The sequence below is a fragment of the Anaerovirgula multivorans genome, from assembly GCF_900188145.1.
GTDB classification, from domain to species: domain Bacteria; phylum Bacillota; class Clostridia; order Peptostreptococcales; family Natronincolaceae; genus Anaerovirgula; species Anaerovirgula multivorans.
In genome coordinates this window covers 51155-64330 of the sequence record NZ_FZOJ01000028.1, presented here as the reverse complement: position 1 = coordinate 64330, position 13176 = coordinate 51155, and the positions used below count along the sequence as shown (strand labels likewise).

At 35.8% G+C, this 13176-nt stretch carries 11 protein-coding genes; all 11 read right to left on the bottom strand.

Features of this window, described 5'->3' with window-relative positions; translation table 11 throughout:
• Positions 1-683: 683 nt before the first annotated feature.
• Positions 684-2477 carry an ASKHA domain-containing protein gene (locus CHB72_RS20035; RefSeq protein WP_089284652.1) on the bottom strand — a complete coding sequence of 598 codons (1794 nt, stop codon included), beginning with the start codon at positions 2475-2477 and terminating at the stop codon, positions 684-686.
• A complete protein-coding gene (locus CHB72_RS20030; protein WP_089284651.1) occupies positions 2470-3501 on the bottom strand; it encodes a methylcobamide:CoM methyltransferase MtbA in 1032 nt (343 codons plus the stop codon). The genes CHB72_RS20035 and CHB72_RS20030 overlap by 8 nt, the downstream gene beginning before the upstream one ends.
• Before the next feature lie 15 nt (positions 3502-3516).
• Positions 3517-4173, bottom strand: a complete 657-nt coding sequence (locus CHB72_RS20025; RefSeq protein WP_089284650.1) for a corrinoid protein — start codon at positions 4171-4173, stop codon at positions 3517-3519.
• Between the two features lie 39 nt (positions 4174-4212).
• A complete protein-coding gene (locus CHB72_RS20020) occupies positions 4213-5283 on the bottom strand; it encodes a uroporphyrinogen decarboxylase family protein (protein WP_089284649.1) in 1071 nt (356 codons plus the stop codon).
• 74 nt (positions 5284-5357) lie between these two features.
• Positions 5358-6227 (bottom strand): uroporphyrinogen decarboxylase family protein, encoded by an 870-nt coding sequence (locus CHB72_RS20015; protein ID WP_089284648.1) that lies wholly within the window; start codon positions 6225-6227, stop codon positions 5358-5360.
• A gap of 15 nt (positions 6228-6242) precedes the next feature.
• Positions 6243-7157, bottom strand: a complete 915-nt coding sequence (locus CHB72_RS20010; RefSeq protein WP_089284647.1) for a CobW family GTP-binding protein — start codon at positions 7155-7157, stop codon at positions 6243-6245.
• Between the two features lie 490 nt (positions 7158-7647).
• Positions 7648-7902 carry a TIGR03905 family TSCPD domain-containing protein gene (locus CHB72_RS20005; RefSeq protein WP_089284646.1) on the bottom strand — a complete coding sequence of 85 codons (255 nt, stop codon included), beginning with the start codon at positions 7900-7902 and terminating at the stop codon, positions 7648-7650.
• Between the two features lie 465 nt (positions 7903-8367).
• Positions 8368-9033 carry an ABC transporter substrate-binding protein gene (locus tag CHB72_RS20000; protein ID WP_207652614.1) on the bottom strand — a complete coding sequence of 222 codons (666 nt, stop codon included), beginning with the start codon at positions 9031-9033 and terminating at the stop codon, positions 8368-8370.
• The gene (locus CHB72_RS19995) at positions 8969-9523 is read right to left on the bottom strand and encodes a TroA family protein (protein ID WP_089284644.1); all 555 of its coding nucleotides are present in this window, start codon (positions 9521-9523) and stop codon (positions 8969-8971) included. Before CHB72_RS19995 ends, CHB72_RS20000 begins: the two co-directional genes overlap by 65 nt.
• A 130-nt stretch (positions 9524-9653) precedes the next feature.
• Positions 9654-11426 carry an ABC transporter ATP-binding protein gene (locus tag CHB72_RS19990; RefSeq protein WP_089284643.1) on the bottom strand — a complete coding sequence of 591 codons (1773 nt, stop codon included), beginning with the start codon at positions 11424-11426 and terminating at the stop codon, positions 9654-9656.
• A 13-nt stretch (positions 11427-11439) separates the two neighbouring features.
• Positions 11440-13167, bottom strand: a complete 1728-nt coding sequence (locus CHB72_RS19985; RefSeq protein ID WP_089284642.1) for an ABC transporter ATP-binding protein/permease — start codon at positions 13165-13167, stop codon at positions 11440-11442.
• Positions 13168-13176 lie beyond the last annotated feature (9 nt).

Below are 13176 nucleotides of genomic sequence, written 5' to 3'. Positions count from 1 at the left end.
ACTGGGACTTACGTAGACAAGAATTACTATATGTTTGACTATTACGATGAAGTTGTAGAAGATTTAGGAAAAGCAAGCAACATAGATTTCTCCAAGAGATTTATGACCTTGGGAGAAGTTAAAAATATCATATCTCGAACTAAAAAATAATCTGTAGAACTACAGGTTATTGAATAAATCAAAAAGCCTGCACCCTTTGCAATACAAAGGTTGAAGGCTTTTATTTTCTCTCTAAGGTGTAAAACTCAAGATATATTTTAACACACTTGATTTGATCCAGATCTCTCCTCCTTTCGAAATTTATTGTACCAAATTCATTATTAGAATCAGCACATGTGTAATAACTTGGATATTATCTGTAACAAATTGTATTTATATAAAAAAGACATTAGCGTCTCTTTACCTCTCGGTATCAACCACGCTTATGTCTTTTCATATTTTCTTTGTTCTTTTTCTAATCATTTTTCATGTGCCAGGTCATCATTTTTTCTATATCTTCTGCCTCAGGCTTTCTGCAACAGCGTTATTACCTCCACAATGCCTCATATGAGGAAACATATCTACCAGTTGTACCTTATGGCTTCAATATACTTTTGCCTAGTACTATATTTGGAATTATGTCATAATTCTTTTGTCCAATCAAAGTACCTGTCTCTATGATTTCTTACTGGTATAATACTTTTCTAATTTCCAAATTGAAGACACTGGACAAACAGTCTCTCATACCCTTCCGATGCTCCCAGTTCCATATAATCCATTTGATTAGCTAGTTCTTCAATTTGTTTCTTCGCCTCAACAGACATAAGAGCCATATATGCTCCTGTTTTAGAAGAATTCCCTACATATACTATTTTGTCCTTAACCTCTTCTGGCAAAATTCCCGTTCCTACTAAACTATCAGCAGATAAATGAGCTCCAAATTGCCCTGCTATCATAATTTTATCAAGCTGATTCATATCAATATTTGCCTGTTTTAGTAGAGCGTAAAAACCAGAAAGAATAGCTCCTTTTGCTAATTGTACCTGACGAACATCTGCTTGAGTAATAAAAAGCTGTTCTGGGCCACTCTTTAAAACAAATTTTCGTTTTTTTTCATCTAATTGGATCATATCATAACGATAATCTACTTCCTCTAGTTTTTCCTTTTTTATGAATGCCCCGTCTTTTTTTACAAGTCCTATGCGGATTAACTCTTTCAAAGCAGCTAATATCCCACTTCCACATATTCCTATGGGTTCTTCGTTCCCTATTACTTGAAGTTCAATCCCTTTTTCAGTGATTTCTATATCTTCAATTGCTCCCTCCGCTGCCCTCATGCCTGAACTAATATTCATGCCCTCTAAAGCTGGTCCTGCAGCACAGGAACAGGACAATAGCTTTCCATTCTTGGATAAGACGATTTCCCCATTGGTTCCAATATCTATAAATAAAAGATTTCCGCTGTTTTTTTGTAGTTGGCAAACATATGCACCTGCTACTATATCCGCCCCTATATAAGATGACACGGCTGGAAGACAATATAATCTTGCACCGGGAGATCCCTTTAAACCAATATCTTTTGCTCGTATATTTTTTGATTTTACAAATACTGGTGCATAGGGAGACTTTCCTATAGACGTTGCATCAATTCCCAAAAGAAAATGCATCATTGTACAGTTTGCAGCAATAGAAATTTCATATATATATTTTCTGTCGATATTAAATTGATTACACATAGTTTCAATCATCTCATTGATAGCATTTACAATTGCATGCTGCAACTTTTCTTTAGAATCTCCTGGATTCTCCAGTTCATAGGTGATTCTAGTTAAAACATCAAGCCCAAATTTTTTTTGAGGATTAATCATTGAAGCTGTGGTTAATTCATTACCAGTTTTCATATCAATCAATGCTGCTACCACTGTCGTCGTTCCAATATCAATAGCTACTCCATAAAGAAGATCTGTCGTATCACCTGACTCAATCCCAATCAAATCTTTATCATTAAAAACTCCCGTGACTTTTCCATCTGTAATTTCATGCTGCTGTAATAATCGCCAATCAAATTTTTCAATACCAAATGCCTTGCATAGGGAATCCTCAAATGCACTTTGATTCTGTAATGTAGGTTTATCTATTTCAAAAGTCTCTTTATGAATTGCAGAGTTAATTTCAAAACTAGGCATATATCCAGTTGTAAGTATCTCATGCTTTCTTTCTTTTTGTAAGACTTCAATTACAATATCTTCTTGTGGTACTACGAAACAAGACAGTCTTATACCTGAAATAATTTCTTCCTTTTTTAAAAACTTCTCTTCTGTTTCTGACATAGCCGGTAGATTTCCTTCTAAAAGTCTAATCTTACATTTGCCACATGATCCTTTACCATTACAGGGATTATCCACAAATATTTCATTTTCTAACAACATTTGCAATAAATCTTTATTAGATACATAGTCTATCGTTTTATTCTTGTTCTTAATAAAAATCTTAGGCATCGATGATAGCAGCTCCTTTTGTTAAGGATTCTATCATTGATTTTATATTTTTTAGGGGGGACTTCATTCCAAGTCCACATGCAGGGGATATGATATTTGCTCCGTCTTTTACACATTTTTGAGTTAGTTCAGCAATTTTCTTTGGTTCTCCAAATTCAATTGTATAAGTGCTTACATTCCCCATTAACAATCTATCTCCCAAATTTTTTCTAGCATCCTTCATGCTCACGATAGAATCAAAGCTTAGTACATCACTTCTTATTTGATTTACTTCTGAGTATACATTCTTCATCTGACCACATATGTGTACAATTGTAGCTTTATTTTCTTTTTGTATACTATCGATCATTTTATTGATGTATTTCACAGCAAATTCTTCAAATAGCTTTGGCCCTAAAATTTCGCCTGTGCCACTTGGATCAGAAATCGCGATGATATCTGCCCCTGCTTCTATTTGTTTTTTTGCAAATAGAATTAACTGCTCTGTAACAAAATTCATGAATTCATGGGCCTTAGCATTATTTTTTCTCAATTCTTTATAAAAAACCACAGGCTCCATTAGAGAACTGGCTGTACTAATAGGTCCAGTTAGATTTCCTATAATCGGCACATCATTACCCTTTGATTTCAACAGTTTTATTGCATCAATCACTACTTTTGCTCTTCCCTGTTGGCTATTAATTTTCGAAAGATTTTCCCATTCTTTTACAGAGTTAATTACATATTCTACAACATGAGGCTCATAAATATTTGTACCCATATCGACTTTCGCACCCATATCTTCTGCCTCAATCGTCATGCAAAAAGGAACACCATAATTTTCAAAGCAACCTTTTTCATATACTGCTGTTGCCAAATCAGCCATCATTTCCGCATCCATATGGGCTTCTGGGAATCTAATGTCTACTTCTTCCATAATATCTGTTGAAACCATATTCATCATGCCGCCAGGACAAATACAGGGTGGTCTATCAACTTTTTCTCGGCTGAAGACCTTATTTAGCCGTTCTTTTGATGATAACATAGCCCTCACCTCTTTCTACGCTATAGCGAGCAGTTTTTTTATTAATTTAACTGCTTCAACTGCATTAGGAGAATAGCCATCTGCACCAATCTTATCAGCAAATTTCTTAGAAATAGGTCCTCCACCTATAATCACTTTAACTTCTTCTCTCATACCAGCTTCTTTTAATAGATCTACAACTGTATTCATTCCACCCATTGTTGTTGTCATTAATGTTGACATACATACAAATGAAGCATTAACTTCTTTAGCCTTATCAACAAAGCTCTGCAACGGAACGTCTCTTCCCAAGTCAATCATCTCAAACCCAGCTGTCTCTAACATGATCTTTACTAGATTTTTCCCAATATCATGGGTATCTCCTTCTACTACGCCTATTACACCTTTTATTTTTTCCTTTTCTGCCTCATCTGAAGGAAGATGAGGTCTTAAAATTGACAATCCTTCATACATAGCATCTGAACATAATAACACATCCGTAACAAAATATTCCTCATCCTCATACAATTGACTTGCACGGTTCATGCCGTCTACTAGTCCATCCATAATTCCGTCAAATATGGGATATCCTGCCTCCACATATTCATTACAAGCTTCTATCACATCTTCCTCTTCCATATCTACCACACCGTCTGATAATCTTTTGAATAATTCTTCTTTTGATGCTGACATAGTTTACCCTCCAGTTTTGTTGTTTAATAGATTCATATTTTAAACGAAGTTTTTTGGATCTAACGGCCACTTTCCATATTTTCTAGCAGAAGCCATAAATTGATCAAGGTTTTCCAAAGGGACCTCCCCTGAAAGATCACATCCTGATGCCAAGATATATCCACAAGGACTATCATAGGCCTTTTGGATACAATTTTTAACCGTTAAATCTACATCCTTGGTATTCCCCAAAATCAACACCTCTACTGGATCTACATTGCCAAGAATAGGAACTTTATCTCCTGCTACTTCTTTTGTATATGCCAAGTCAACTCTATTATCGATACTGAGCATATCACACCCTGATTTCACCATATCTCCTACAATTGCAGTTGTGTCTCCACAGATGTGGTAACAAACCATTCCCTTAGCATCATGAATATCCTTCATTAAATCTATGGTGTAGGGCAAAACAAATTCTAAATATTGTTTTTGATTAAGAATTGTTCCTGATGCAATCGGGTCACATAATAGAATAATAGCACCTGCTTTTATAAACTCTCTATAAATCATCTTTAATCCTTCATTGCAGAAGTTAATCAATTGATGTAACTTTTCAGGATTTTTTCTAGTTGCTCTTAATAAATGTTCTGTTTGATAGATACTTGCAGCTGCAGTAAAAGGTCCAGATATTAAAACGCCAGTTGGTACCTCTTTTCCTACTTCATCAATTAATATTTTTGTAGCTTCAACATGTAATTGGAACTTTTTATCATTTTTTAGTTCCAGTTTAGACATATCCAGTTGATCCACATCATTTAGATTATCTAAAGTATATTTCATAATTGCTGGTATGGAGTCCTCTGGGTCACTCATCTGACTTCCTAGAGCTGCCCCCACCCCATGTAATCCATATTCAATAATTGTTAAATCATTTCCGAATCTCTCGTAGCAAGCAACTTGTGCATTCGCTTCATTGAGAGCACTGCTCCTTTTTTCCTTATGGGTCATTCCTAATGCCAATCCTGACATAGAACAAAGTACTGGCATAGCCAATATTCTGTCCATAGGTTTTCCTGTCATGAAGGCAGTCAATCGCTCATTTGGTGTCATTTTATCATCTTTGTGCATAGTATATCCTCCCTTAATCAATCAGTTCTGTTTAAACTACTCACTCATTGTTATACTTTTTTTAGTATTTATAATTAAAGCAAGCTAATTCTTTTGATTATCCCATTTTTCAATTCAAATTCTTTATTTTTAATGCACATTTGCCCAACAAATTTTGTTTGCCCAATCACCTTTACACAGGCTTCAGAATATCTTATGGGGACACCTAGATCAATGTCATGCCAAACAGCTTTATCTGTTCCTAAAAGCGCAAAGGTCGTTTTAGGACAGAGTAATACAATAGTTTTATCATTGAGGATTTCTTCAATCCTTTTAAATAATGGATAAGTAAACATTTCTACCACTTCTTCCGAAAGCTTAGGACCTAAAATATTTAACCCTCCTGTGGAATCACCGTAACTAATCATATTCACCCCTGATTTTTGTGCTTCTTCCACAAACCCCACTATTTCCTTTTGGAATTTATCAAAAATAGCCTTCATAACCTCCGGTTTTTTTCTAAATATTTTAAAAACATGACGTGGATCCATTAAAACATTCAAAATTGTAAAAGGTCCTGAAATATATAGGACCACATTTTCTCCTTTTTGTCGTAAATATTTACAAGCCTTTAAAACTTCTGAAATACGTCCTTTTGAATAATCAATTTCAGGCAAGGCTAACAACTCTTCTGCAGTTGTACAAATATAATCTTTTGCCCTTGGTCCGATGTTCTCATCCCCATAATTTATGCTTCCACCCATTGCTTCCCCTTCAACTGTATGACAAAATGGAAGTTCACAAAAAGTTGCCTTGTTATGATCTTTCAAAGCTTCGGCTAGTAGGGCCATACTATCCCAGTTTTTATAGGCTTGGGGAAATTCTAAATCAAGGTTTTGCGTAACTTCTTTATTGATTCCAACAGAATTATCATAGGTACACTGAAAGTCAATAATTTTGCTCATGTTGACCCCTCCGAACTATTTTTGAAATCCTTCTGATATTTTTTGTTTATTTAAATCACTACCAATAATAACTACTTTCGTCGCCTTACATTCCTCTAGGTATTCCCAATGATCATGATGGGGTGTAAAATTGAAATGAATAAATTGCTTCGTATTAAGTTCTAGAATTCCTTTAGCCCTCAAAATAGAACCATATTCCTTGTCCTTTAAAGAAGCTAACATTGTATCAATCTCTTTCTCAGAAAAAATTCTTGGATTAGCAATAGAAAAGGTACTAAACATTCTATTTGCAGGCATTAATACAGGCTTTTCTTTAGAAGCAATTTCATAGCTATTCACTGTATTTAACATTTCAATGATTTCTTCACCATCGTGGGAATGCCACGCTTCCTTTAAAATAAAAGCTGTTTGATTATTTAACCTTATTTGGGAAATAATTCTTACCATTTCTTTGTGTTCTATTTTGTCAAAGTGGCTTAAAAAAATAATATGGGCATTCCGAATTTGATCTAAATAGAACCCACCAAAATTTTCCACATAATCCTCAAATGCACTCACATCTACAATGGTTATTAAGTGTTTTATTCTTATATCCAGATCTGATTTTTTAGAAATACTCTCACAAATCTTTATTATGTCTGAAAGACTCCCTACACCAGATGGCTCGATTAATATATGATCTGGTTTATATTCTAAAGCCAGCTCTTCTATAGCTTTTCTAAAATCTTGTACTACGCTACAACAAATGCATCCAGCATAGATTTCTCTAATGGGAAATTCCTTTGGAATCAAGTCTCCATCAACTCCAATATCACCAAATTCATTTTCAATTAAAACAACTTTGCCTTTCATCTTTGGAATGATCTTTTTCAAAAATGTAGTCTTGCCAGCTCCCAAAAATCCAGAGATGATATTTATATAGATACTCAATGTAAACCTCCTTTGCAACTAAAGTCTCTTCACATTTCTCTTAAAGGGTAAATATTCTTATCTATGTTAAAAAATCAGTATAAAAATAAGTTTAGATACATTATTATCCCTGTCGTTTTCAATATTTGGTCTTCTAAAATAGTTCAATTACTATTCATACATAAAAAGTAAATTTAGTATCTTTTTAAAAAGTATTTATCTTATTTTGTCGATGCTTTTAAAGTAATTGTAGCATTCGAAATAATATATATCTAATTGATAATTTCTATTAAAAAATAATTCTTCATAAAATATTTCTATAATTAAAAATTCCCTCAAACTTAATCTGAGGGAACTTCAAATATTCAAACTCACTTCAATTTTTACTTAAAATCCTACACAACCTTTATATCAAGGCTATTATCTTCTCTATCCTCAAAACAGCCGCCACATACGTATGTATTGATAGAAGGCTAATACTATAACCTACAACGATTATTCCGTGTAAAGTTTAGCCAGCTTGCTTTTTTATGCTTGCCTCCAGCGCTGTAGCCAGCTGGTCAGGACAAGATGTGACTTTTCCTCCACAGGTAATACCTCTTAACTTGGTAATTGCTTCCTCTGCCTGCATGCCCTCAATCAGTCGACTAACTGCTTGTAGGTTACCAGGACATCCTCCATAGATCACTACATCTCTGACTATACCATCATTGATGGAGAAAATCATTTGTTGTGCACATACCCCTCTAGGTGTAAATGAATACATATCGAAACCCCTTTCTAAATTAGTTCTAATTTTTTTGTAAAGCACATTTTTTCTTAAAAAGTTATACTTCTTGCGTTTGTCAAAATACTTAAAGAAATTAAGGAGTTTATAGAAATAGCTTCTATGTATAAAAAGACCCAATCCATTAAAATTTTAATGAATTATGGTCCTTTTGTCAATGCTGTTTATCATTATTATCACGGCAAAAGCATGAATGAAAGTTTTACCATGGAATAAATTTCAGCTAAAAACTAAAAAGCGTATATAGTAAGATTGTCTATTATAGGCGTTAACCAAGCAGGTCCAACTAAAACATTCCCTATTAAGCTAAGAAGACAAATAAGAACCCCCACTAGTAAATATAGAGATTTACGTCTGATGTCAGCTTTATAATCATAAATTTCTATTGTATTTTCCATGTAATCAAGTCCTTTCTTTGATAATCTAGCATGGATTGAATCAGGACTATTTTAGCTGCATCATCCATACTCCAGATAAATCAAAGGGTAAAAATCTATCATAGTATTCTTGTAACGTAGCCATAGGGTTGATATCAGCAAATTCTTCTGTATATAATACTTTTGCAAAAAACTCAGTTGCAGCACAATCATACATTTCTCTTCCTAATCCATGATGAATAGCGTAAACATTTTTATTTTCTACTGCTTTAAGTCCTTCCCAACCACTCCTTTGGGTAAAGGATTTTAAAAGTTCTTGAGATGCTTCTTCGGTTGATAGGAAACCTAAACGTAGGGAGTCAGGGGTAGCTGGCCAGTAAGAACCCGTCATAATGATATAGTCTGGGTTCGCCCTAAGCAAAAATTCTGGATTAATGGGCTCCCAAGTATTAATAATGCCAGCAGCAATATTGTCTCCACCACTGTCTTTAGCTAAGGCTCCCCACATAACGCTATCTCCATAGCTATTACCATATTCCGCAGGCCCTTTACTTCCAACCTCAATATACACACTTGGTTTTTCTTTTTCGGTTTCGCTTAATCTATTTTTAACTTCGTTAGTTTTTGATGTGTAGAAATCAATTATTTCATTTGCTCTTTCCTCTTGATTAAATATTTTTCCTAATAACTCTGTGGTTTTCAAGAGTTTGTGCATGATGATCAATAAAAACAACGGGGATTCCAGCAGCTTCCAAGGCTGGGAGGACTGACTTTTCTGCTTGTTCCTTCACCTGCAATGTGAGAATCACCACATCAGTATTTAGTTGAATAACCTTTTCCGTATTGAAATCATCGTTTTCTACATTACCTATATCAACAATATCTGCTAAACTAGGAATAGTTTTCAAGTATTGCTCATACATATCATAACGATGTTGTGGAAGGGAATTTCCCCATCCAACAATATAATCAGCAACATCTTCCCCTAATAATGCTGACATCGTCATAAAGGCGCCACCAGCACCACTCCAGTTTACAACTGTTTTTTGAATAGTACCCTGAAGCATTACTTCTCTTCCGGCTAAATCTGTTACAACAATTCCCTCTACTCCTCCTTTAGGCTGTACTGTTTGCGTTGTATTCCCACATCCAGTTGCTATGATACTAATGAATAAAACCAGTACCATTATCCCATAAATCTTTTTGCTCTTTTTCATTTTCATCTCTTATATCCCTCTCATTAAAAAGTTTTTATTTCTAGTTTATGATGCATATTTTAATGTGCTCTATATCAACTTTATCACCTATACTAGCTTAGGCAATGTAGTATAGATGCCTCTTAGCGTTATACTTCTATACAGCAATAGAAGATAGCTGACCTGTAATAAGCTCAAAATAATAGCCTCTTTTTTCCACTAATGCAGCGTGATTTCCTATCTCCGTTACTTTTCCATTCTGAAGTACCACCAATCCATCAGCCTCTCTAAAAGTTGACAGACGATGGGCAACAATTAAAGTAGTCCTGCCTTTTCTCAAATTGTTTAGAGATTGCTGCAATAGTCGTTCGTTTTCCGTATCTAAGCTGGATAAAGCTTCATCAAGGATAAGAATGGGAGAATTTTTCAAGAAGGCTCTGGCAATGGCCAAACGCTGTCTTTGTCCTCCTGACATCTGCAATCCCCGTTCTCCTGTATTTGTATCGTATCCTTCCGGTAGACTCATAATAAATTCATGAATATAGGCTGCCTTAGCGGCTTCCTCCACCTCCTGATGGGTAGCATTAGGATTACTTAAACGAATGTTGTCTCTAATAGACATATTAAATAAGTAAATATCCTGTGGTACCACAGTGATCAGTGACCGAAGGGCATCTATCGATAGATCTCGAATATCTATTCCATTAATGGTAATCTTTCCTCCATCAACATCCCAAAACCGTTGCAGTAGATTAATAGAGGTTGTTTTCCCAACTCCTGATTCCCCTACTAAGGCCACTGTTTCCCCAGGGTTTACCTGAAAGGAGGCTCTGTTTAAAACAAGAGGAAGATCACTTTCATAGGCAAAAGAGACCTCACGAAACTCAATTTTTAACTTTTCTGCTCCTTCGAGGTTTTTCATCCCTTGATCTTCTACAATCTCCTTCGTTTCTAATACACCAGCCACCCGTTGGGCTGCCGCTAAAATAATGCTAAAGTTCCTTCCCATAGAAGTCACTTCTAAAATTGGACTAAAGATATTTGCTGCAAGAATCATTATCACTGGAAGCCACTGACGCTCTATTTCTCCCAGCAAAATCAGATGGGCTGAAAACCCCAAAATTGTCACGATTCCCAGTGAACTGACTGCATTTAGAAAAGCTCCTTCCAATCCCATCCTCTTTCCATAGGAAAGCTGACTTTCATACAAGTCATCCGAAAATTTTCTAAGACGTTTTTTATAACCCACTCCAAAATTGAAGGATACAATTTCCCGTAAACCCTGTATACCGTCAATAGCTTCTCCATGAACCGCCGCTAATTTCACTCTTGTTTCAGTTCCTCCTCGGTCCGCCTCCTTCTTGAACCAAAAAGGGATACTAAACAGAATAATTATAAAGGGTAGGAGCACTAGACTCAATGCCCAGTGAATTTGAAAAAGTATTGCCAGGGTAATGAAGGGTACAATAACCGCTACTAAAAAAGCTCCTGCAGTGTGGGCAAAAAACCATTCTAACACCTCTGTATCTGCCATAAGGGTAGCTGCCAGTTCTCCAGATCGCTGTTTTAAAAGATAGGCAGGAGCTACTCTTTCAATAGCGGCATAGAGCTTCACACGAAAATCTACTAAAATACGAAAAGCCACCTCATGGGCAAACCACATATCGGAATAATGCATTAGCACCCTTCCTGTAACTAAAATTCCCAATAGCGGCAAATATGTAACAATATCCGATCTTTCTCCTCCACCAACAGCTACTCCAACTAGATAGGCTCCTAAGGCCGGTCCAAGGATAGCAAGAAGATGGTGAAGAGTTCCACTGATTACAGAAAGAGTCATCCCCTTTTGATAGGGTTTTAAGTAGCTTAGAAGTCCATAAAAACCCTCTAGTTTTAAGGCTTTAAAAATTATAATCCCCTTCTTTTTCATTACAATTCCTCCTTTACTCATGCTGGGCTTTTATCAGCTGAGCATAAAAGCCTTTCTTAAAGAGTAGTTCCTGATGATTTCCTTCTTCCTTCAACTCTTGATCATCCATTACAAAAATCCTGTCGGCACTTTGAATAGTTGACAGACGATGAGCAATCAAAATGGTAGTTTTATTTTTCATCAGATGCTCTAGAGCATGTTGAATCTTTTCTTCACTGAGGGCATCTACATTGGATGTGGCTTCATCTAGAATAAGTAGGGGGGCATCCTTTAGGAAGGCTCTAGCAATAGAAAGTCTTTGTTTTTGTCCCCCTGAAAGACGGATTCCTCTTTCCCCAATCACAGTATCATAACCTTGGGGGAGTTCAGCAATAAATTCATGGGCACCTGCCAGTTGTGCCGCCCTCTCTAATTCCTCTTGGGTAGCTTTCGGGTTGGCTACCCTTAGATTTTCTGAAACAGTACCATAAAACAGATAAGTATCCTGAAAAACAACAGCAATTTTATCCCGTAAATCCTCAAAGGAATATTCTCTTATATCCTCTCCGTTCAAAAGAATGCTACCTGATTGAGGATCAAAAAATCTCATAATCAATTGAACAATAGTTGATTTGCCAGAACCAGATTTTCCTACAAAGGCAACCTTTTCTCCTGATTTTATATGAAAGGAAACATTTTTCACCGCTGGTCTTTTTCCTCCGGAGTATGCAAAGCTAACTTCTTTGAAGGTTAATTCTGGCAAAGACGCTTCAATAGCTATACTGGTGCTATCATTTCTCTCTTCTACAATTAATGGTTCATCTAAAAGATTGAAAATCCCTCTAGCAGCTGCAAAGCCTAAAAAGCTTTGATGCCATAAGCGGTTTAAGTCATTTAAAGGCCGAAAACATTCTACTGTTAAAAAGAGTATAACGAAGAGATGTTGGGGAGGTAAATTTCCAGTAGTTACTCTCAATGCTCCTACTGCTGTAGCAAAGGCTGCACCAGCCGCTGCACCCCATTTTACAATAGCCGAATCCAATAAAGATGCTCCTAAGCTTTTCATAGAACGTCTGTAAACATCTTTTGCTTCTGCCTCCAGCTCTTGACCTTTTATTTTGCTAGCTTGGAAAACTTTCAAGGTAGTCATACCCTGAAGACCATCAATATATTGGGCATTTAATTTTGCATAGGACTGCCAATATTCTAAAATAATTCTTTTAAAGAAATTACTTCCTATTTGTGGCGCCCCCACAGCTATAAGGAGGCCCCCTGCCGTAATCCATCCTACTATAGGATCTAAAGTCCAAATATATATAACAACAGCACCAGATCCTATTAAAGATACCAACAGCTGAGGGATATATCCTGTTAAAAATGGCTCAAGAGATTCTACACCATCGATTAATACCGATTGCAGATTACCACTTCTATAGTTTTCTTGATAGCCGGGACCTAAATCCATCAATCTCATAAGTAGACGTTCCCTTAGCCGGTTCTTTATATGACAAGCAATTTTTTTTCCGTAGATTTCATCTATTCGAAATAGGAAGGTTCTTATAACAATTAAAACTGCAATGACTAAAAGAAGAGGAAAAATCTCATCTACACTTCCTCCTCCAAATACCCTTCTCATAGTAGCTGCAGTGGCAAAGGCTTGTCCCACATAGGTAGACATCATGAATAGACCTATAGAAATCTTCAGTGCCAATTGTCCCCTTGCTCCCTTAAGAAATGTAAATAACCTAAAGTATAAATTCAATGTTATTCA

Coding starts and splice junctions, on each gene's coding strand:
- CHB72_RS20015 (WP_089284648.1), bottom strand. CDS start 6,227: ATGAGCAAAATTATTGACTTTCAGTGTACCTATGATAATTCTGTTGGA.
- CHB72_RS20005 (WP_089284646.1), bottom strand. CDS start 7,902: ATGTATTCATTTACACCTAGAGGGGTATGTGCACAACAAATGATTTTC.
- CHB72_RS19995 (WP_089284644.1), bottom strand. CDS start 9,523: ATGAAAATGAAAAAGAGCAAAAAGATTTATGGGATAATGGTACTGGTT.
- CHB72_RS20025 (WP_089284650.1), bottom strand. CDS start 4,173: ATGTCAGCATCAAAAGAAGAATTATTCAAAAGATTATCAGACGGTGTG.
- CHB72_RS19990 (WP_089284643.1), bottom strand. CDS start 11,426: ATGAAAAAGAAGGGGATTATAATTTTTAAAGCCTTAAAACTAGAGGGT.
- CHB72_RS20020 (WP_089284649.1), bottom strand. CDS start 5,283: ATGCACAAAGATGATAAAATGACACCAAATGAGCGATTGACTGCCTTC.
- CHB72_RS20030 (WP_089284651.1), bottom strand. CDS start 3,501: ATGTTATCATCAAAAGAACGGCTAAATAAGGTCTTCAGCCGAGAAAAA.
- CHB72_RS20035 (WP_089284652.1), bottom strand. CDS start 2,477: ATGCCTAAGATTTTTATTAAGAACAAGAATAAAACGATAGACTATGTA.